This is a genomic window from Rhizobium sp. FG113, assembly GCF_057809895.1.
The window spans coordinates 1,300,723-1,319,205 of sequence record NZ_JBMDKV010000001.1; the positions used below are offsets into that span (position 1 = coordinate 1,300,723).

Genomic DNA, 18,483 nt, shown 5'->3' on the forward strand with positions numbered 1-18,483 from the left:
CATTTTCTGGAGAAAACCATGCAGTTCACGAATTTTCAGATGCCGCACTCGCGGTCAGCGCTTGCCGCCTTGCTCGCCAGTGCCCTGCTCGTGTCGAGTTGCGGTGGCCGGGAAGCCCATCCGATCGCCTCGACCAATCCCAGCGACAGCGTCTTCAACTGCGCCGGCATCAAGCGAGAGTTCGACGCCAACGAGCGGCAGGTACTAGCGACCGTCAAGGAACGCTCACAGGCCCAGGGCAAGAATGTTGCCCTCGGCGCGACGGGCGTCCTGCTCTTCTGGCCGGCACTGTTCTTCATGGATCCGAAATCTCCGGAGAAGGTCGAGATCGACGCATTGCGCAATCGTAACGATGTTCTGGCCGACATTGCCAGATCGAAGAAATGCCCAGCCCCGACGTCGACTTTGACCGAGGTCTACAAGCGTCTCGACGGCAAATCCTCGGCGTCGAACTCCAACAAAGCCAAAAACTGATCCGACAGCCCTCACCGGTGCCGGGACTAAACATCTAGGTCACGAGAGTTTGCAGCATACCCATAGCTGTTGAGCGTGGACGTCGCGAGATTAGGCAACGCCCTTATGGGAGCCCAGCGATCCCAGGAGGGCACCCATGCGCTCGAAATCGCGTAGGTTCGTAGCATTGGATTTCCGCAGCACCGTGCGGATCTGCGTTCGGACGGTGTCGAGCGAAACATCCCGTTCGCGCGCGACTGCCTCAGCGCTTTGACCTCCGAGGAGAGCCGCAGCGACGGCTCCCTCTGCCGCACTCAAGCCGAACAGTTCGCTTAGCAGCGATGGCCTTGCAGCCCGAGGAGACGACAACTCGCTGATCTGGACCAGGACCGGCACACTGCCACCTTCGGCTAACGCATCACAAACACGATCCGGAAACTGCGGCGACACGAAAATCGCATACTGGCCAATGCGACCGCTGTTACCGAGCATATCGAATTCAACTCGCATGGCTCCTCCGAAACCTGTCGCGGCGGCATCGCGGATCATGGCTCGCAATCGCTTCATCTCGCCACGATTGTCGACAGCGAGCTTCGTCCCCGAAGTGGGACTGGTCGCAAGGCAGACCGGTCGATCACGGTAGCAAAGTGCTTTCGTCGCCGACGAATTGGCAAATAGTACGTTGCAGTCGCCGTCGACCACAATCGCGGCACCGGGAAGGGCTTCGAAAGCGGCATATCCCAATCGCGCGTCAAAGTCGGCACGATGCAGCCGCTCGCGTAATTGCAGCGCTCGCCGGACATGGGGCAGCAAGGTTAGGAGGGCCGCGCGTTCGCGAACACCGAATGCGAGTCCTTGTCGATAGAATCCGACAATCGATCGGCGACTGTCGCCCACGAGGCCAACAATCATGTGTTCCTGACCCTGCGGCCTGGCGAAGTCCCGATAGAATTCGGTCCGGTGATAAGCGTCGCTGTCTACAAGTTCCTCATCCAACAGAACTTTACCATCCGCCTCGTTTCGCCTCATCAGGCTGGACAAGGCGGCTCTGATTGGATCGAGTTGGAGGTAGTGCTCGACATAGTGATCGTTCTCGGCGCGCGTTTCGAAGACGTTTACGGATCTGCCGCCACCTGCCTGGAGGCGAAGGCTGCCGGCGTCCGCGCCCAGATGTTCGAAGAGGCGTTTTCCAACCGCCAGCCAGTTGTCATCATTCTCGCTGGCGTCGTAGATATCCCCGATTATCGAATTGAGTTCCACAAGCGCCCCCGCACTATCTGTAGAATACCTGCAATTTAGCATCAACTTATGCCATCGAGTCAATGCGACCAACAGTAGACTTTTCGCCTTATCAGGCGAACCTCAGCGCCTTCGTGTTGATCTCGGTTGAAGAGAAACGCGGCAAGGCGCTCGACTAGACCTTCGATCGTTGCACCGCTGCAGGTTCTCTATCGGCAACCGCGCGCCCAACCTCAACCAAAAAGCCTCGTCGAACGGCGACGCTGGCCCGGCAGCAAGGCGGGAGTTTTCCATAAACCGGATGGCAACCGCTTCTTCGGACCCCGCGGTGCTATGACGTGCCGAGACGACCCAACGCCCCTTGCAACGGTTTGTCTGAGATCCGGATGAGGCCGACATAGGGGTTTGCCATGTCGGCGATCGCAAAGACTGCGCCCGCCACCGAAAGCGCACAGACGATGATGATCGTCAGCACCGTCGGATTGGCCGGAGCCTGCAGCCCGAACGTGCCGAACAGAAGGGCGAGCCAGTAGATGAGGACGATGAAGAAGCCCCAGGGCAGACCTTCGTCGGCGGATTCAATCTGAAGCCAATGTCCTTCGGCAAGGTGACCACTGACTTCAAGTGCGCGTGCCTGGATAAGGCGATGCGCGTCGTCATGGGGATCAAGCGCACGAAGCTTTCCCTGCACCGCTTCGATTTCCTTATAGGCCGGCGCCCTCCCCGCGAACTGGTCATCGCTTGTCTCAACGGCCCATCCGTTGTCCAGACGGCTTTCGATCAGCGCCCGCAGCAACTGACGCGCGTCATCGGCATCGGGACCATATTGAGCCATCAAGCGATCGAGCAGAACGATCCGGGCGGCCGTCGCGCCAAGTTCCGTCTGCGCGTCATCGTAGTCGGACTTCGCAGACGCGATCAGCAAACCGAGGGCCAGCGCCGACAGCGTGCCGACGATCGCCGTTGCAAGCCTGATGACTTCCTTCGATTCCGAGTTCAGATGATGGGATGGAAGACGGTCGCGAAGGAGCATGCCCATCGCGGTCGCGACCCCAAGAACAATGAAGACGCCGGCGGCGAGAAGGAGAGCATTCATCCCTCAATCCCCTTCGGCTGCTTGCGGAAGGCGCGCGCATGTATTGGGAGTGGCTGTGCTTGCGAACCTGCCGCTGATCCATTTGGCAGCGTCTTTCGCTGTATCGCGGGCGATGAAGCCGTGTCCGACTTTTGGAAGCGTCACGAACTCCACGCTGCTGCCATTGTCACAGAGACGGCGAACATAGGAGATGGTCACGTCGGGACGGACGATGCCATCGGCCAATCCTTGGGCAATGAAGATGGGAACCTGCCTGGAGAGAAGGCCGGGCGTGTTCCGTTTCAGCAAGGCGTTCCACGGCTCCGCCGCGCTGATATCCGTGACAGTCAGGAAGTCCTTGGCCAGCGGGCGTTCCTCAAGACGTCGTTCCAGAAGATCGAATATCGTCTCGATGCAGCCGCCTGCAAGCGTGTCGACCGTCGGCATCGCATTCGCATAGACAATATTGTCGAGCTTGATGTCGAAGACCCGCGACCAGGACCAAAGCGTAAGGGCAGTCAGCCCCTTACCCCCACTCGAGGCGAAGTCGTCGCGCATCAGCGTGCTGAGATCGGTTGCCGGTGCTGCCGCGGCAACGCCAACCAGTTTAAGCTCGGGCGCGTAGCTGGGTGCCAGCAAGCCTGCGTAAAGCGCCGCCTGCCCTCCCTGCGAGTGACCCCAGACTGCAAAGCGGGTCGGCTCTCGTTCACCGAGCAGATCGCGCGCGGCCCGGACGGAATCGAGCACGGCGCGTCCTTCGCTGTCGCCAATGAGATAGGGATGGACGCCGGGGCCACCGAGACCGGGATAGTCCGTCGCGACAACAGCGAAGCCCTGTTGCAGCAGTTGCTCGAGGCCTTGTATCTGCCGATAGACGCCGCGGCTCAGAGACGGCGCGCAGGCCGTGGCAACACCGCTGGTCGGATGTGCCCAGGCGACGATCGGACGGTTTTTGTTGTCGCCATCGGCCGGCACGATCAAGACACCGGAGACCGCGATTGCCTCTCCATGCAGACCGACTGAACGGTAGAGGATGCGGGACGCGGTGGCACCCTGCGGAGAGAACGGCATGGCCTCCGAGCGGATGACGGAACCGGGACGCCCTGCGAGTTCACCGCTCTCGGGCTGGTAGAACGCCTCGTTGGCTCTCGCCGAGCCCCAGGTCAGGAGTACCCATACGACAAGAGCCGCGAGCCCATATCCCAGCAGCGGCCGGAGCGTGTCCTTCGCCCGTGCCAACCTGTGCCTAGGCGGTTCTATGAAGCGGATTCGGGTCATGATGGTCGTCCAATAGGGCTGATCGCCCGGTTCATTGATTTCAAAGAGCGCTGCATGCAGCTTGAGATGGGGCGGCGGCAGCCGCCCCTGTCCTCATGATCACTGCCACTGACCATCCGGCAGACGGCCATGATACGGCGTGTCACGGCAATGACCCCATGGGCCGAGCCACCAGCCCGGAGGGCACGGATTTGCAGGAGGATAGTATGCAGGCGCCGGATAGTAGGGCTCGACGTAGCGAGGGCCGGCCAACGATGCGCCGATTGCTGCGCCAGAGGCAGCGCCGAGTGCGTACCAACCAGCATTGTTCCAGCCGCGCCAATGGTCGATGAACACCGCTGCGGGACCGGTCGCGCCGGTCAGATTGCCTTCCAGCACGGAAACGTCGAACGTCAGCGTCGTGCCATCAAGCTTGGGCGACCTGAGCGTGACCACGGCGTCGCTGACATTCGAGCCGCCGCCAAGAACCGACACCGTCGCATTCGGCGGGTCCTTGTCGAAGCTGTCGGCGCCAGCGCCCCATTGCTTGACGATTTCGTCGGTCGCGATGTGACCGGCAGCGCGTGTCGGACGATCGGAGAAGATGATCGAGTTGGTGGCAACACCCGTGAGGACCAGCTTGTCGCCTTCCAGCTTCGCGCCGTCGGCGTTGACGACCAAGAGCGATGCGACAGGCGCCTGCTGGCTGACCTGTCCGACTGTCTTTTGCAGGGGCACATGCGGTGCCTTGGCAGCATCCTGCCCCAGCGCGGTTCCCGCCAGCAACGTGAGCGAGCCGGCGAACAACAGTCCGATTGGATTCATGCGTATCATTGTCGAATTCCTTTGTGAGTTCCGTTGCGGAAGGCTCGGCGATCAGCCGCCACCATGTTCGGCGGCATAGTCGATGCCGGCCTGAACTTCGGCCATGGCCTGCATGACCAGTTCGGCGGCACGCTCCTTGTGTCCGCCCTTGTTCGGCGTCGCCCGGTGAAGCGAATTCAGTGCATTTTGGAGCTGGCGCAAGGCGGCATCCATATTGCCTTGGTCTGCCATGGCAGGAGACGATACGAGGGCAGCAGCCGAGCCTGCGGCGAGCACTACGCCCGCAGCGGCAAGCATGTTTCTGCGTGAAAGTGTGAGTTCGGTCATGTCAGTTCTCCAAGTTCGTGAGGATTGTTCAGTTGGCGGCCGCGAGCGTCACCTTGACGACGCCGGTTGCGATGTTGATGCCGGTCTCGCCATCAACTGAGATCGGCTGCAGCGAAAACGACTGGTTGCTGCCGCCGACCAGAGCGTTCGCTCCGGCGCCCACGCCGAGCGCGGCACCCGCGGCGACGCCGACATACGTGCCTGCAAGGGCACCCTGAGGGATCCCGCGCGTTGCCGACGCGACGCCCCAGATCAGGTGTCCTTGATCGACCTTGCCGATCTCGACGCCGTATTCGTCGATGTTTCCGACATAGGTCTCGGATTGGCCGCCATCGGGCTTGAACTGGCAGGTCAGCGATTGCTTGCGTGCGAGAATCTCGCCGATGCCCTTGGACACGTCACAAGACAGGATGCCGATCTTGGCAACGTCGGCATGGCCGGGGACAACGGAAGCAGCAACCAGGGCCAGTGCAAGCGCGAGCCCGCCGGAGAGTTTCGAGATAGTCATCGGTCGGCTCCCCGCTTACTTCCAGGTGCCGTTGGGCAGGCGACCATGATAGGGCGTGTTGCGGCAATGGCCCCAGGGACCACGCCAGTAGCCGGGCGGGCACGCGTTGCTGGCAACGGGGCGCTCCTGGTAGTAGCCATTCGGAAGCCGACCATAGAACGGCGTGGTGCGGCAACCGCCATAAGGACCGCGCCACGCATTGGGGCCGCAGCCGCCGGCGACGAGCGTGATCGCGGAAGGCGCCTCGATCGTCGGCATCAGCGGCGCTGCGTTAGAGATGGACGGTGCCGCGAACAGTGCGGCAGCGCCGAGGATGACTGCAAATTTCGTGTTCATGTTCACTCCAGATGTGTTGAATGCTGCGGGCGGTTGCGCTCGCTTAATCTGCATTTCGATTGGACTGCGGTTGAATGCGGGTCTGTCGGACGATCGTCGTCTTGGGAGAGCGTCGGTTGCCGACCGGAGTGTCCCAGGCCATTGATGGCCGGTCGGTGTGCTCCGATGGCCGGGGGATTAGCCGATATCGATCCGTTGCCGCATCACCACTTCTGGGTATGCGATGAAGACAGGATCAGATTATTTCGCTCTCATCGGACGAAGAGTGGCAAAATCAGGCTTTAAAGCTGACGCCGACATCCGAGTTCCCGCAACCGACCGGCGACCGCCTTTGTCGATGCGTCCGCCCTTTGGGCGACCGATTGAGGATCAAGACATGAAACTTATCGCTGTTACCGTTTGCCTCGCCAGTTCCTGCCTATCAGCGAACTTGGCCATGGCCGCAGAAAGCGGAACGATCGAGCTTCACAGCAAAACGAAAATCGAACGCATGCAGGCTGATTACAAATGCGGAGCGGCGGGCGAGCTTGCGGTGACCTATATCAACGCCGATCCAAACTTTATCGCGCTCGTGGCTCTGCCCAAACAGCCGCAGCCGCTGCTGTTCACGTCGGTGATATCCGGCTCGGGAACACGCTATGCGGCTGGAAAGTACATCTGGTGGACCAAGGGAAATTCCGCGAGCCTCTATGACACCACGTTGGGTGACAATGCTCCGCCGACGATGACGTGCAACGCCTCCTGATCGCCTTGCAGGCTCCAGTGAGGATCAGCCGATCCTGTTCAAGACTGCGCGGAAGATCGTCGCCAAGCCAAGCAGGATGGTTAACGCAGGCAATATGAGGCCGGTGTTGAGCCGAAGCGACAACAGTATTCCAACGAGGGCAAAGATGGCGCCAGCGATCAGCCGCGACAACGGCTGAATGCTTCGCCAGCCCATGATCCTTGCAAGCCGAACGCTATCCCATATCGCGCTCACTGCCGGCAGGAGCAGGATCAGAAACATCCAGCGATAGGGCAACGGGTAGCCGAGCTGGTCGATCGCAAGTGCCGCTCCCAACGCAATCAGCACACAGCCGCCAAAGGCGGAGACTAACCACCTGTGGGCATGCTTGGGACTATGCGCGAGCACGATAGTCCTCCAGACGTCGTTCGGATGGAGCCTGTTTCCAGGCTGCCCACAACAGGATCGACAGCGCTATGGTGCGGGCAATCGTGAGGGCAAGCAACAGGCCGAAATTATCGGCGGCGTAGTCATTGTTCTGAAACGCCTGCACAAAATGACCGACCGTGACGCCCACATAAAAGATAATCGCATAGAGCGCGACTGCGCTTTGAAACGACAGGCTCCGCCAGAATGCGAGGACGGCGACCGCGCCAAGCGCGATATCGGCAACGCCGACTTCAAACTCGAACGGGCTTTGCTGCCATCCGATTTGTGCCGATGCTATTGCCGGGAAAAACACATGGAAAAGACCCGCCCACAAGCCATCGACGCCCACGGCCAGCAACAGGATCCAGGACAGGTATCGACGTGCCCAATGTTGATCGCGCTTGATCAACGTGGCGCAGATGATGGCGGCGATACAAAGGAACGCTGGCAAGTTTGTGAGGATAGTCCTGATTGTATCAGCGATCATAGTGAGCTCCGTAGAAACGACCACAATGCTCCGATCGCGGTGAAACCCGATCGATGAGCTTGCGCGTTACCTACGACCACGGCCGAAAGGCCGCATCCTCAGAACTGGTGATTAAACGGAATGAGATTGAGCCGCTTTGATAGACTCAATGAACGTATGTTCCCAACAGCGCACCGATGCGTTCGAAGTCACGCAGGTTGGCTGCGTCGGTCTTGCGCAGCACCGTCCGTATCTGCGTGCGCACCGTGTCGAGCGATACCTCGCGATCTCGCGCAACGATCTCAGCTGTTTGACCGCCGAGCAAGGCTGCCGCGACAGCGCCTTCGGCTGCGCTCAGCCCGAACAATTCGCTGAAAACGCGAGGCGGCGCCGATCGTGGCTGCGAGATGTCATTGATCAGCACAAGGACCGGCGTGCCAGCTATGAGCGCGGTCCCCTGCGCCGGCAAGGGGGTGACGAACACGGCGAGTTGACCGATGCGATAATTCTCGGTGGCGTCAAACTCGATCCGAACGGCACCGCCACTGCCGCCATTGGCAGCGCTGTGGACTATTTGCCGGATCTTCGCGCCCTCACCTCGATCGACAACCAGTCGCGTGCTTCCTGTTTTTAGCGCCTTGGACAAGGAGATCGGAATGTCCCGATGTGACAACGTCTTGGTAGCGGCTGTGTTCGCGAACAGCACGTTGCAATCGCCATCGACAACAACAGCGCTTCCGGGCAAGGCTTCGAAGGCCGCATATGTGAGGCGCGATGCAAGCTCGGCTTCAAATAGCTTCTGGCGCATCCTCAGGCCGCGGCGGACGTGCGGCATGAGTTGCTCCAGCGCAGTCCTCTCTCGACTTCCGAAAGCCCTCCCATCTCGAAAGAAGCTCATGATGGTGTGATCGCTGTCGCCAACGAGGCCGATCAGCATGTTTTCCCGGCCATTGGGCTTGGCGAAATCCTGGTAGAACTCGGATCGCCGATAGCGTTCTCCATCGACGATTTCGTCGACGAGCACGACGGTCTCCGCTCCGGATGCTGCGGGCTTCATGTGTGATGTCGCCGACCGAACCGGGTCGATATGGAGATAGTAACTGCTGTAGCTGTCCTCGTCAGGCGAGGATGTCTGAAAGACATTGGTATAACGGCCGTCGCCGTCCCGGAAACGAAACGTCCCCGCTTCGGCGCCAAAGAACCGGAACAAGCGCTGACCCAGTGATGACCAGTCTTGGTTGCTCGTCGATGCATCGTAGATGTCGCTGATGAGAGAATTACAATCCATATGCATGCCACGCCCCACAACGTTTGAATGCAAAGAACACCAATATTTGAACATTGGCGGGTCATCAGTGGAAAGCTTATCGGACAGAGTGTCATTCAACCATTGAAGCTCAGAATGCAAAATTGGAATGCTTCAATGTCATGCTTAAGATGTTGCGCATATACGCCTTTCAGGTTGTATTCGCGCAACAAGATGCGACAAGATTCTGTCGCAAATAGGATGAGACTATTCGCGCACGGACGAGATCATTTGAACTGGAGCCCCAGTCCCCGCGAACACGTCGGTCACTTTCGAGTGTGAGCCACCAACGCCGTCGATCGGGCATTTCACGATGGCTGCTGCTATGGTTCCATCACTCGTAGGCGACGAACGAGATCACGTTCCCGTCCGGGTCACGGACATGGAAGTCCGTTCCACCCCAGGGCTGGCTGGTTGGCTCCTGCGCAAACTCCGCGCCGCGGTCCCGCAGCTCCTCAAACAACCCGTGCACGTCCGAGACCTCAATCGTAGCGAGAATGAGCGAGACCTCGCGTGCTGCCAGATCGGCAAAATTCGGTTTGCTGACACATCGAAGATGCAGACAGGCCGCGCCGCGCGACACAGCGCCGTAGAAAGGCGGCGTACCGTGGAGGAAATCGACGTCAAATCCGAGTTTCTCGTTGAAGAATTGCGCGCTCGCCGGCACATCACGCACAAAGAGAATCGGGACGATGGACGTCAGGGCAATTTCGCTCATGCAAGTCTCCGCTACGTCGATATCCGCTGGGTGACTCTACAGGTCGATTCATGTGTCTGCAAAGGGGCCGAGCCAAACGAGAGCGACTCTTCCGCAAAGCGCCACAAGCGAGCATCGCACTACCCCGTCGCCATAAGCTACTAAGCGGCGGAGACAAAGTCTCTTGCCGCGCTCCTTGGGCACATATAGTGGAGGCTAGATGCCGGAAAGAACTCCAATGTCTCCGGAGCGCCAGATATTATCGACCGTGTTGCGGGTGATGACCCAGAGGTCGCCGCTCCTCTTCAGTTCGACATCGTAGCGGTTCTTCATCAGGTATTGACGCGAGGGATCGCTGCGGGGAACGTGCTGTGCTTCGACCAGCACATCCATGCGTGCAGTGTCGCCATCGATCGTCACCCGCGGATTGCTGACGGAATGTGTCGTATCCAGGGTGGCGAGCGATGTCGTCAGCGCGGAAACGATGACGTCTCGGCCTTCGATGACCGGATAGTCGAAGCCGGCCTTGGCAGCCGCCGGCCGAAAATCGGAGACGGCATTCTCCGCCAGCGAGGAGGCGAGGAGATTGTTGTCGCGAAGGTCGATACCGGCGGCGAAGCGATAGAGAGCCTCGACGACGGCGAGCCGGTCCGCGGCGTCCGGTGTAAACGATGGCGATGTGGTCATGAACGTGCCCCTTGTTGTGCCGGAGGCCTGCGGGACGCACACCTTCCCCGGCATCGGCGCGCTGGGCGCCGATGTTTCTGGTTCGATAGGACTGATGGGGTCTGCTATTCGAGATCGGCGTCGATGCGCTCGATCAGGCCGGTGGGATTGATCTCGATCTTCAGGATGCCGATCTCGTGTCCGAAATCGCCGGTAAAATCGAGTCGGACGTTCGAATGGAAGCGGTCCAGTTCCTTGATGGACAACAGCTTGCTGCTGGTGCTGTAACCGACGAAGAACCGCTCGAGGTATTGGCGGACACCGTCAGTGCCGACGAACGCGTCGCCAACCGAGATATCGTCGATGACGGCGTCGGTTGCGAACAGGGACAGTGCCCCTTCGACATCGAAGGCATTGGCGGTCGCGATGAAGGACTCGACGAGCTTTTGCATGGTGCCGGGTTCCTCAGACATCGCTGATCGAGGTGTCGGCGATTGTCTGTGCGAAGCCGGTGCCGAATAGGGCCGCAGGCGTCTGGAAACCGGTACGGACTTCGCCCTTCAAGACGCGCCGGCCGGCCTCGGCTGCCGCCATGGCCGTGAACGTGTAGCCGTTGACCGTATCGAGGACGGCACAGGTGACCTTCCCATCCGCGCCGGTGACTTCGACGGACGCTTGATAGCGGTTCGCCAGCCTCTCCTCTTCACTCGGGCCGTCCGGAAGTGCCGGAAGGTCACCCTGCGGGAAGCCGTCGCCGGTGACATGCACGAAGGTCTCGACATCGGGAACGCCCGTCGCCCGCCAGATGGTGACGAGGTCGGGCAGTGTGACCGGGAAGCAGTCGACCGCACCATTGCCGAAATCGAATTTGCGAATGCCGTCGGCGGCAATGGCAACAAGCTCGCCCTCCACCCGCGCCAGGGTCTCGACGGTGACGTTCTCGCTGGCGCTGATCGCCGATCCGCGTGACAGTCCGCCTGCCACATGCAGCGCGATCCTGATCTTGCGAGGGTTGTTCACACGCGACACCGCGTGCCCGGCGAGGCTACCGAGCATGGCGACACTGCCACCACCGCCCGGCATGAGCATGACACCTGCAGCCTTCGCGTCGTCGTCCAAAGCCTCGGCCAGACGATAGCTGTCGAGTTCGGCAGCCGTGTCGAGATAGTGGATAGTGTTGCGGATCGACGCGTTCATCAGGGCATCGGCCGTGCGCATGAATGGACCGGCGCAGTTCAGCAGGACGGAGATGCCGGCCAGACCGGTATCGATCGCCGCAGCATCGTCGAGACCAAAGACGCGGTATTCGACGCCCAGTTCTGCAGAAAGCGTCGAGAGGGTCGCTTCGTTTCGGCCGGCGAGAACAAGCGGCGTGCCTGCCTTCTTCGCATGCTCCGCCGCCATGCGGCCGGTATAGCCGGTCGCGCCGTAGATCATCAGTTTTGTCATTTTAGTGCTGCCATTTCTTGTAGACGAATTCGAGGCTGTAGCCGTCCGGATCACGGACCTGGGCGGCGTAATAGTGGGGGTCGTAGTGGAGCTGTGCTCCCGGCGGATGGATTTCCGCGGCGCCTGCCAACATGGCGGCGGCGAAGGTGGCATCGACCTGCGAGGTGCTATCGGCGATGAAGCCGACATGGACTGCGCGGCCTTCGACCACGCCTTCGCGGAGCCAGAAGAATACCCGGCCGTTCGCCCCGAACCCTTTCAGATCCGGATGACCGGGAGGGCCGTCCTTCCCCTCGTAGTCGTGGGCGTGAACGATGCCGAGTGGGGCCAGCGCCGTCTCGTAGAAGGCGATCGAGCGATCGATGTCGCTGACGGAAATGAAGACATGGTCGAGCATATTGCTCTCCTTCGTTCAGATGATGTAGCCGCCCGCGACCTCGATGTTCTGGGCGTTGATCCAGCGATTCTCGGAGGACAGAAGGCTGGCGACGACGCCACCGATCTCTTCAGGCTCGCCGACGCGGCCGAGTGCGGTCTGACCTGCCAGCATGGCCTTGAACTCGTCGTTCAAACCGCCGCCGAGTTCGGTGCGGATTGCGCCGGGCGCGATCGAGTTCGCCCGGATACCGCGCTCTCCGAACTCCTTGGCCATGTAGCGGGTCAGGACTTCCAGACCACCTTTGAAGGAGGCATAGGGCGCGACACCTGTGGTCGCGACGCGCGAAGTGGCGCTGGTGATGTTGATGATCTGGCCACCCTCCGCCATCAGTGGCAGCAGGATCTGGGTCAGAAAGAACGGCCCCTTTAGATGGACGTTAAAGAGGCCGTCGAACTGTTCTTCCGTGACGGTCGCGATCGGATTGAAGAGGCCGTATCCGGCATTGTTGACGAGACAGTCGAAGTCGCCCCGGCCGAAGACGGACGGCAGTTTCGATGCAACCGCATCCCGGAAGGCCGGGAACGCGCCGATGTCGCCGACGTCGAGTTTTAGCGCAACGGCCTTGCCGCCGATCTCCATGATCGTCTTCACGACATCGTCCGCTTTTGCCGGGTTGCTGTTGTAGGTCACGACGACGCCCATTCCTTTGCGGGCGCATTCGATGGCTGTGCTGGCTCCGAGACCCCGGCTTCCTCCGGTGACGATGACGATGACGATCTTCATGGCTGTTTCCCTGTCCGTTTGCTGTGACCTTAAGCTAGGCCTGCACCATCTCGCGCGCTCACCTATTCCTCTCCGAAACTTGCCTATTTCTGCTTTGCGCTTGCAGGGGCCTTCCCGAACTGTCACGGTCGCCTCCATGGAAAAACAACTTCAGGAGCTGCGCGCTCTGGCGTCGACGGCGGAAAACCGCCGCACGGAAACGGGAATTCCACGCGTCGCGATGGTCCAGGGTGAAATTCCCGCGCATCGGCTCTCGGCCGTCTACGAGCCGATGGTCAACCTGATCCTGACTGGGTCGAAGACGATGACGGTGGGCGAGCGGACATTTGCCTACGACCCGGCGACGTATTTCGTCATGTCGGTCGATCTTCCTGCGGTGGGGTCGGTTCACCCGTCGGCGGCGGGAGAACCCTACCTCGCGGTAAGCCTGACGCTTCACCCGCCGACGGTCGCCGCCCTCATCAGCGATCTGCCCCTGCAGGTCTGCAGCAAGCTCTTCGGCTCTGGCTTCTCCGTCGCGCCGGTCAACGACGAGTTCCTCGACGCCTGGGTGCGGATGCTCCGGCTGATGGACCGTCCGGACGAAATCGCCGTGCTTGCACCTGCATACGAGCGTGAGATCCTCTTCAGGGTGCTGCAAGGGCCGCTGGGCTGGATGCTACGGGACATTGCCGCGCCCGATGCGGCACTGTCCCGTATCGGCGTTGCGATCCAATGGATCCGGGAAAACTTCGCCAAGCCGCTCAGGGTCGAGGCTCTCGCGGAGATGGCAGCTCTCAGCGTCTCGGCGTTCCATCGACACTTCAAGGCAATCACGGCGCTCAGCCCGATCCAATATCAAAAGCAGGTCCGGCTGCTGCATGCGCGCAGGCTTTTGATGGCTGGAGAAGGAACGGCAACGTCGGTCGCCTTCGGCGTTGGTTATGAAAGCCCGAACCAGTTCAGCCGGGAATACGCCAGGCAGTTCGGGCTACCGCCCTCGAAGGATCTCGTGCGTCTTCGCGGCGAGGTTGTGTGACGGGCGCCTTGGCCGGGATGCATTCATCCAACGGCCGCTTCGGGCCGGGTGCAGACCACCAGCGCAAGCTGGTGGTCACTCTTTGCCAAAGCGGCTAGTGCGCCACCTCAGAAGTCCCAGTCTTCGTCCTCAGTAGCGACGGCCTTGCCGATGACATAGGACGAACCCGACCCGGAGAAGAAGTCATGGTTCTCGTCGGCATTGGGCGATAGCGCCGATAGGATCGCTGGATTTACCTTGCACGCTTCCGCCGGAAACAGTGCCTCGTAGCCGAGGTTCATCAGCGCCTTGTTGGCATTGTAGTGCAGGAACTTCTTGACGTCCTCGGTGAGGCCAACGCCGTCATAGAGCGCCTCGGTGTATTTCGCCTCGTTGTCGTAGAGCTCGAGCAGCAGATCGAAGGCGAAGTCCTTGATTTCCTGGCGGCGGGCTTCCGGCAAACGCTCGACTGCCCGCTGGAACTTGTAGCCGATATAGTAGCCATGCACGGCTTCGTCGCGGATGATGAGGCGGATCATGTCGGCGGTGTTGGTGAGCTTGGCGCGGCTCGACCAGTACATCGGGAGATAAAAGCCGGAGTAGAACAGGAAGCTCTCGAGGAAGACCGACGCGACCTTTTTCTTCAGCGGATCATCGGAAGCGTACTGTTCCATGATCAGCGCCGACTTCCGCTGCAGGAACTCGTTCTCCTCCGACCAGCGATAGGCATCGTCGACGTCAGGTGTCGAGCACAGCGTCGAGAAGATCGACGAATAGGAGCGCGCGTGCACCGCCTCCATGAAGGAGATGTTGGAAAGCACCGCCTCCTCATGCGGGGTCACTGCGTCGGCCATGAGTTTCACCGAGCCAACGCCGTTCTGGATCGTATCGAGCAGCGTCAATCCGGTGAAGACGCGGATGGTCAGTTGCTGCTCCTCCGGCTTCAGCGTCGCCCAGGATGGGATGTCGTTCGACAGCGGCACTTTCTCCGGTAGCCAGAAATTGCCGGTAAGGCGGTTCCAGACCTCGAGATCCTTGTCGTCCTCGATGCGGTTCCAGTTGATGGCGCGCACGGCCGCGGCGACCTTCGAGTTCTTGGTCTTCACTTGAATGTTCATCTTGGTCACCTGAGGTCAAAGGGCGCAGGAAACGCAGCCCTGCACTTCCGTGCCGGTCAGCGCCATCTGGCGAAGGCGGATGTAGTAGATGGTCTTGATGCCCTTCTTCCACGCATAGATCTGCGCCTTGTTGATATCGCGCGTCGTCGCGGTGTCGCGGAAGAACAGCGTCAGCGACAGGCCCTGGTCGACATGCTGGGTGGCCGCCGCATAGGTGTCGATGATCTTCTCCGGCCCGATCTCGTAGGCATCCTGATAATAGTCGAGATTGTCGTTGGTCATGAAGGCAGCCGGATAATAGGCGCGGCCGATCTTGCCTTCCTTGCGGATCTCGATCTTGGAGACGATCGGGTGGATCGACGAGGTGGAGTGGTTGATGTAGGAGATCGAGCCCGTCGGCGGCACGGCCTGCAGGTTCTGGTTATAAAGCCCACCTTCCATGACCGCCTTCTTCAACTCCAACCAGTCGTCCTGCGTCGGGATATGGATGCCTGCCGTCTCGAACAGTTCGGCCACGCGCGCCGTCGCCGGCGCCCACTCGCTTTCAGTGTATTTGTCAAAATAGTCGCCCGATGCGTATTTCGAGTTCTCGAAGCCCTTGAAGCTCTGGCCGCGCTCGACTGCCAGCCGGTTCGACGCGCGGATGGCGTGATAGGTCACCGTGTAGAAGTAAATGTTGGTGAAATCGACGCCTTCGTCGGAGCCGTAATAGATGCGTTCGCGGGCGAGATAGCCGTGCAGGTTCATCTGGCCGAGACCGATGGCGTGGCTGTCTGCATTGCCCTTGGCGACCGATGGAACCGAGGTGATATTGCTCATATCGGAGACGGCGGTCAGCGCCCTGATCGAGGTCTCGATCGTCTTTCCGAAATCCGCAGAATCCATGGTCGCGGCGATGTTCAGCGAGCCGAGATTGCAGGAGATATCCTTGCCGAGGTGGTCGTATGAAAGATCATCCGCATAGGTGCTGGCATCGCTGACCTGCAGGATCTCCGAGCAAAGATTGCTCATGGTGATGCGCCCAGCGATCGGGTTCGCCTTGTTCACCGTGTCTTCGAACATGATGTAGGGATAGCCGCTCTCGAACTGGATCTCGGCGATCACCTGGAAAAAGTCGCGCGCCTTGACCTTCTTCTTCTTGATCCTGGAGTCGGCCACCATCTCGCGGTATTTCTCGGTAACCGAGATCTCGCTGAAGGCGACGCCATAGACGCGTTCGACGTCGTAGGGCGAGAACAGGTACATGTCCTCGTTGTTCTTGGCGAGTTCGAAGGTGATATCGGGGACAACGACGCCGAGCGACAGCGTCTTGATGCGGATCTTCTCGTCGGCGTTCTCGCGCTTGGTATCGAGGAAGCGCATGATGTCGGGGTGATGGGCGTTCAGATAGACTGCTCCCGCTCCTTGACGCGCGCCAAGCTGGTTGGCGTAGGAGAAACTGTCCTCCAGCAGCTTCATGACCGGGATCACGCCCGACGACTGGTTTTCGATCTGCTTGATCGGCGCGCCGGCCTCGCGCAGGTTCGTCAGCGAAAGAGCGACCCCGCCGCCGCGCTTGGAGAGCTGCAGCGCCGAATTGATGCCGCGCGCGATGCTCTCCATGTTGTCCTCGATCCTGAGCAGGAAGCACGAGACGAGTTCGCCGCGCTGCTTCTTGCCCGCATTGAGGAAGGTCGGCGTCGCCGGCTGGAAACGGCCGGAAATGATCTCGTCGACCATGTCGCGGGCGAGCCCCTCATTGCCGCGCGCCAGCGCCAACGCCACCATGCAGATGCGGTCTTCATAGCGCTCGAGGTAGCGCTTTCCGTCGAAGGTCTTCAGCGTATAGCTGGTGTAATATTTGAAGGCGCCGAGGAAGGTCGGGAAGCGGAACTTCTTATCGTAGGCGTGGTCAAACAGGTCGCGGACGAAATTGAACGAATACTGGTCCAGCACCTCCTGCTCGTAGTAGCCCTCCGTCACGAGATAATCGAGCTTCTCCCTGAGATTGTGGAAGAACACCGTGTTCTGGTTCACATGCTGCAGGAAATACTGCTTCGCCGCCTGCCGATCCTTGTCGAGCTGAATCCTGCCGTCCTCGTCATAGAGGTTCAGCATCGCGTTCAGCGCGTGATAGTCGAGCGTTGCGTCGGCTATCTTACTGTCTGTCGCCTTCAAGGGGCGTTCGAGAACTGCCGTGTCCAAAATCGTTCCAATCCGTGTGTGACATTGGCGACATCCTCATCGGTGCCGAGAAGCTCGAACCTGTAGAGGTAAGGCACCTGGCATTTCCTGGAGATGATGTCGCCGGCAAGCCCGAAGGTCTCGCCGAAGTTGCTGTTGCCCGCGGCGATCACGCCCCGGAGGTTCGAACGGTTGTCCGCATCGTTGAGGAAGCGGATGACCTGTTTGGGCACGGCGCCCTTGCCTCCGTCGCCGCAATAAGTCGGGACAACAAGCACAAAGGGACGTTGCGCGGTCAGCATGAGCTCCGCACTGACGGGAATGCGCGAGGCCGGCAGCCCGAGTTTTCCGACAAAGCGATGGGTGTTCTCGGATCTGCTGGAGAAATAGACGAGCTCACCCATCGGCCGATCCTCAGGCCAGCGCGCTGATCATGTCCGGACGGAAGCCCGCCCAGTGCAGATCGCCGGCAACGACGACAGGAACCTGGCGATAGCCGAGCCCCTGCACGAGTTCGTAGGCCGCCATGTCGGTCGAGACGTCGATCACGTCATAGTTGATCCCCTGGCGATCGAGCGCGCGGGTGGTCGCAGTGCATTGGACGCAGGCGGGCTTGCTGTAGACGGTAATGGTCATGGTAATCCTCGTGTCGGATAGGCGTGCGATAGCGATCGGACATCCGCCGATGTCCGGGCAAAAATGATGGATGATGAAGGCAGCCGCTTGCAGTCGCCGGACGCTCAGGCGCCCGTCACTCGCGCGGACGGAATTCGAAACTCAAGATCATAGGACTTCACCCCGAAGTGGCTCATGCGGCGGTCAGGGGAAGCGGTACGCACGGCAACATCCCGCACGCAATCGCGACCTTCCGGACACCCCGCCCGTGGACGTTCTCGTTGCAAGGCAGGTCTCCTGGCTTGCGGGTCGTCACATCCGATCTGCCTTCCCAATGCCCTGAAGACATCAGTGGACGTATCGATCGAATGCTCGCCGCTTACAGTTGCGGGGGCAGCTCCGGCATTACTCAGCCCGTCATGGGCCTCACGCACCGTATTCCCGTCTTAGCTTCCGACGCGAATCGGAAGAACCTCGAACACTAGATATAGTATACGAGGCTAAAATCTCGTCAACGGGTGCGATCGTTTATCCTCATCTTCCTTCTGGGAATTTTTCCGCAGGCCATCTTGACCACAGAACTAATTCACAGTTTATATCGTAACTGTATAACATTACAGATCATCGGATCTCGCTCGTGCACGACGGCTTACTTTGGCGGTCTCGAAGCC

At 60.2% G+C, this 18,483-nt stretch carries 22 protein-coding genes, 1 pseudogene and 1 riboswitch; of the genes and pseudogenes, 3 read left to right on the top strand and 20 right to left on the bottom strand.

What is annotated here, in order from left to right; genetic code table 11:
* Positions 1-39: 39 nt before the first annotated feature.
* The gene (locus ACODTZ_RS05760) at positions 40-474 is read left to right on the top strand and encodes a hypothetical protein (protein WP_489024807.1); all 435 of its coding nucleotides are present in this window, start codon (positions 40-42) and stop codon (positions 472-474) included.
* A 90-nt stretch (positions 475-564) separates the two neighbouring features.
* On the opposite strand, the gene ACODTZ_RS05765 is transcribed toward ACODTZ_RS05760, so the two are convergent.
* From ACODTZ_RS05765 to ACODTZ_RS05795, 7 genes and pseudogenes are all read right to left on the bottom strand, one after another.
* Positions 565-1,713: a helix-turn-helix transcriptional regulator gene (locus ACODTZ_RS05765; RefSeq protein ID WP_489024409.1), complete on the bottom strand. Its 1,149-nt coding sequence runs from the start codon at positions 1,711-1,713 to the stop codon at positions 565-567.
* A 310-nt stretch (positions 1,714-2,023) separates the two neighbouring features.
* Complete coding sequence (locus tag ACODTZ_RS05770; RefSeq protein WP_489024411.1) at positions 2,024-2,788, bottom strand: bestrophin-like domain; 765 nt, start codon at positions 2,786-2,788, stop codon at positions 2,024-2,026.
* A gap of 3 nt (positions 2,789-2,791) precedes the next feature.
* Positions 2,792-4,045: an alpha/beta fold hydrolase gene (locus ACODTZ_RS05775; RefSeq protein WP_489024413.1), complete on the bottom strand. Its 1,254-nt coding sequence runs from the start codon at positions 4,043-4,045 to the stop codon at positions 2,792-2,794.
* A gap of 183 nt (positions 4,046-4,228) precedes the next feature.
* Positions 4,229-4,858 (bottom strand): annotated as a pseudogene (locus ACODTZ_RS05780) (hypothetical protein); the annotation flags it as partial.
* A gap of 42 nt (positions 4,859-4,900) precedes the next feature.
* Positions 4,901-5,176: a hypothetical protein gene (locus ACODTZ_RS05785; protein WP_052214222.1), complete on the bottom strand. Its 276-nt coding sequence runs from the start codon at positions 5,174-5,176 to the stop codon at positions 4,901-4,903.
* A 28-nt stretch (positions 5,177-5,204) separates the two neighbouring features.
* Positions 5,205-5,684 (bottom strand): DUF992 domain-containing protein, encoded by a 480-nt coding sequence (locus tag ACODTZ_RS05790; RefSeq protein ID WP_489024415.1) that lies wholly within the window; start codon positions 5,682-5,684, stop codon positions 5,205-5,207.
* Between the two features lie 15 nt (positions 5,685-5,699).
* Positions 5,700-6,020 carry a GCG_CRPN prefix-to-repeats domain-containing protein gene (locus ACODTZ_RS05795; protein WP_489024417.1) on the bottom strand — a complete coding sequence of 107 codons (321 nt, stop codon included), beginning with the start codon at positions 6,018-6,020 and terminating at the stop codon, positions 5,700-5,702.
* A gap of 376 nt (positions 6,021-6,396) precedes the next feature.
* Here ACODTZ_RS05795 and ACODTZ_RS05800 point away from each other — a divergent pair, with 376 nt between their 5' ends.
* The gene (locus ACODTZ_RS05800; protein ID WP_489024419.1) at positions 6,397-6,765 is read left to right on the top strand and encodes an MliC family protein; all 369 of its coding nucleotides are present in this window, start codon (positions 6,397-6,399) and stop codon (positions 6,763-6,765) included.
* 24 nt (positions 6,766-6,789) lie between these two features.
* Here ACODTZ_RS05800 and ACODTZ_RS05805 read toward each other — a convergent pair whose 3' ends face one another.
* From ACODTZ_RS05805 to ACODTZ_RS05845, 9 genes are all read right to left on the bottom strand, one after another.
* Complete coding sequence (locus tag ACODTZ_RS05805; RefSeq protein WP_489024421.1) at positions 6,790-7,152, bottom strand: hypothetical protein; 363 nt, start codon at positions 7,150-7,152, stop codon at positions 6,790-6,792.
* Positions 7,139-7,660 carry a DUF6790 family protein gene (locus ACODTZ_RS05810; RefSeq protein ID WP_489024423.1) on the bottom strand — a complete coding sequence of 174 codons (522 nt, stop codon included), beginning with the start codon at positions 7,658-7,660 and terminating at the stop codon, positions 7,139-7,141. Before ACODTZ_RS05810 ends, ACODTZ_RS05805 begins: the two co-directional genes overlap by 14 nt.
* Before the next feature lie 145 nt (positions 7,661-7,805).
* A complete protein-coding gene (locus ACODTZ_RS05815) occupies positions 7,806-8,981 on the bottom strand; it encodes a helix-turn-helix transcriptional regulator (protein ID WP_489024425.1) in 1,176 nt (391 codons plus the stop codon).
* Positions 8,982-9,279: 298 nt separating this feature from the next.
* Positions 9,280-9,663, bottom strand: a complete 384-nt coding sequence (locus ACODTZ_RS05820) for a glyoxalase superfamily protein (RefSeq protein ID WP_047511429.1) — start codon at positions 9,661-9,663, stop codon at positions 9,280-9,282.
* 195 nt (positions 9,664-9,858) lie between these two features.
* Positions 9,859-10,329, bottom strand: coding sequence for a nuclear transport factor 2 family protein (locus ACODTZ_RS05825; RefSeq protein ID WP_489024427.1), 471 nt, complete (start codon positions 10,327-10,329; stop codon positions 9,859-9,861).
* A 104-nt stretch (positions 10,330-10,433) separates the two neighbouring features.
* On the bottom strand, positions 10,434-10,760 hold the full coding sequence (locus ACODTZ_RS05830; RefSeq protein ID WP_489024428.1) for a nuclear transport factor 2 family protein: 327 nt from the start codon (positions 10,758-10,760) through the stop codon (positions 10,434-10,436).
* Positions 10,761-10,773: 13 nt separating this feature from the next.
* The gene (locus ACODTZ_RS05835; protein WP_489024430.1) at positions 10,774-11,757 is read right to left on the bottom strand and encodes a saccharopine dehydrogenase family protein; all 984 of its coding nucleotides are present in this window, start codon (positions 11,755-11,757) and stop codon (positions 10,774-10,776) included.
* A 1-nt stretch (position 11,758) separates the two neighbouring features.
* On the bottom strand, positions 11,759-12,154 hold the full coding sequence (locus ACODTZ_RS05840; protein ID WP_489024432.1) for a VOC family protein: 396 nt from the start codon (positions 12,152-12,154) through the stop codon (positions 11,759-11,761).
* Positions 12,155-12,169: 15 nt separating this feature from the next.
* The gene (locus ACODTZ_RS05845) at positions 12,170-12,913 is read right to left on the bottom strand and encodes an SDR family NAD(P)-dependent oxidoreductase (RefSeq protein WP_489024809.1); all 744 of its coding nucleotides are present in this window, start codon (positions 12,911-12,913) and stop codon (positions 12,170-12,172) included.
* Between the two features lie 142 nt (positions 12,914-13,055).
* Between ACODTZ_RS05845 and ACODTZ_RS05850 the strand changes: the two genes are divergently transcribed.
* Entirely contained in the window at positions 13,056-13,937 is an 882-nt protein-coding gene (locus tag ACODTZ_RS05850; protein WP_489024434.1) for an AraC family transcriptional regulator, read from the top strand.
* Between the two features lie 107 nt (positions 13,938-14,044).
* Here the strand turns inward: ACODTZ_RS05850 and nrdF are convergent, their stop codons facing one another.
* From nrdF to nrdH, 4 genes are read right to left on the bottom strand one after another with little or no spacing between them, the layout of a single operon-like run.
* On the bottom strand, positions 14,045-15,034 hold the full coding sequence (gene nrdF, locus ACODTZ_RS05855; RefSeq protein WP_489024436.1) for a class 1b ribonucleoside-diphosphate reductase subunit beta: 990 nt from the start codon (positions 15,032-15,034) through the stop codon (positions 14,045-14,047).
* Positions 15,035-15,049: 15 nt separating this feature from the next.
* Positions 15,050-17,218 carry a class 1b ribonucleoside-diphosphate reductase subunit alpha gene (gene nrdE / locus ACODTZ_RS05860; RefSeq protein ID WP_489024437.1) on the bottom strand — a complete coding sequence of 723 codons (2,169 nt, stop codon included), beginning with the start codon at positions 17,216-17,218 and terminating at the stop codon, positions 15,050-15,052.
* Positions 17,188-17,601: a class Ib ribonucleoside-diphosphate reductase assembly flavoprotein NrdI gene (gene nrdI / locus ACODTZ_RS05865; RefSeq protein WP_489024439.1), complete on the bottom strand. Its 414-nt coding sequence runs from the start codon at positions 17,599-17,601 to the stop codon at positions 17,188-17,190. The genes nrdE and nrdI overlap by 31 nt, the downstream gene beginning before the upstream one ends.
* Positions 17,602-17,611: 10 nt before the next feature.
* The gene (nrdH, locus tag ACODTZ_RS05870) at positions 17,612-17,833 is read right to left on the bottom strand and encodes a glutaredoxin-like protein NrdH (protein ID WP_489024441.1); all 222 of its coding nucleotides are present in this window, start codon (positions 17,831-17,833) and stop codon (positions 17,612-17,614) included.
* A gap of 249 nt (positions 17,834-18,082) precedes the next feature.
* Positions 18,083-18,304, bottom strand: a riboswitch (cobalamin riboswitch).
* Positions 18,305-18,483 lie beyond the last annotated feature (179 nt).

What these genes read in the sequence shown, in the direction of transcription:
- ACODTZ_RS05760 (WP_489024807.1), top strand. Translation starts at nt 40, where the DNA reads ATGCCGCACTCGCGGTCAGCGCTTGCCGCCTTGCTCGCCAGTGCCCTG.
- ACODTZ_RS05770 (WP_489024411.1), bottom strand. Translation starts at nt 2,788, where the DNA reads ATGAATGCTCTCCTTCTCGCCGCCGGCGTCTTCATTGTTCTTGGGGTC.
- ACODTZ_RS05775 (WP_489024413.1), bottom strand. Translation starts at nt 4,045, where the DNA reads ATGACCCGAATCCGCTTCATAGAACCGCCTAGGCACAGGTTGGCACGG.
- ACODTZ_RS05785 (WP_052214222.1), bottom strand. Translation starts at nt 5,176, where the DNA reads ATGACCGAACTCACACTTTCACGCAGAAACATGCTTGCCGCTGCGGGC.
- ACODTZ_RS05790 (WP_489024415.1), bottom strand. Translation starts at nt 5,684, where the DNA reads ATGACTATCTCGAAACTCTCCGGCGGGCTCGCGCTTGCACTGGCCCTG.
- ACODTZ_RS05795 (WP_489024417.1), bottom strand. Translation starts at nt 6,020, where the DNA reads ATGAACACGAAATTTGCAGTCATCCTCGGCGCTGCCGCACTGTTCGCG.
- ACODTZ_RS05800 (WP_489024419.1), top strand. Translation starts at nt 6,397, where the DNA reads ATGAAACTTATCGCTGTTACCGTTTGCCTCGCCAGTTCCTGCCTATCA.
- ACODTZ_RS05810 (WP_489024423.1), bottom strand. Translation starts at nt 7,660, where the DNA reads ATGATCGCTGATACAATCAGGACTATCCTCACAAACTTGCCAGCGTTC.
- ACODTZ_RS05815 (WP_489024425.1), bottom strand. Translation starts at nt 8,981, where the DNA reads ATGTTCAAATATTGGTGTTCTTTGCATTCAAACGTTGTGGGGCGTGGC.
- ACODTZ_RS05820 (WP_047511429.1), bottom strand. Translation starts at nt 9,663, where the DNA reads ATGAGCGAAATTGCCCTGACGTCCATCGTCCCGATTCTCTTTGTGCGT.
- ACODTZ_RS05825 (WP_489024427.1), bottom strand. Translation starts at nt 10,329, where the DNA reads ATGACCACATCGCCATCGTTTACACCGGACGCCGCGGACCGGCTCGCC.
- ACODTZ_RS05830 (WP_489024428.1), bottom strand. Translation starts at nt 10,760, where the DNA reads ATGCAAAAGCTCGTCGAGTCCTTCATCGCGACCGCCAATGCCTTCGAT.
- ACODTZ_RS05835 (WP_489024430.1), bottom strand. Translation starts at nt 11,757, where the DNA reads ATGACAAAACTGATGATCTACGGCGCGACCGGCTATACCGGCCGCATG.
- ACODTZ_RS05840 (WP_489024432.1), bottom strand. Translation starts at nt 12,154, where the DNA reads ATGCTCGACCATGTCTTCATTTCCGTCAGCGACATCGATCGCTCGATC.
- ACODTZ_RS05850 (WP_489024434.1), top strand. Translation starts at nt 13,056, where the DNA reads ATGGAAAAACAACTTCAGGAGCTGCGCGCTCTGGCGTCGACGGCGGAA.
- nrdF (WP_489024436.1), bottom strand. Translation starts at nt 15,034, where the DNA reads ATGAACATTCAAGTGAAGACCAAGAACTCGAAGGTCGCCGCGGCCGTG.
- nrdI (WP_489024439.1), bottom strand. Translation starts at nt 17,601, where the DNA reads ATGGGTGAGCTCGTCTATTTCTCCAGCAGATCCGAGAACACCCATCGC.
- nrdH (WP_489024441.1), bottom strand. Translation starts at nt 17,833, where the DNA reads ATGACCATTACCGTCTACAGCAAGCCCGCCTGCGTCCAATGCACTGCG.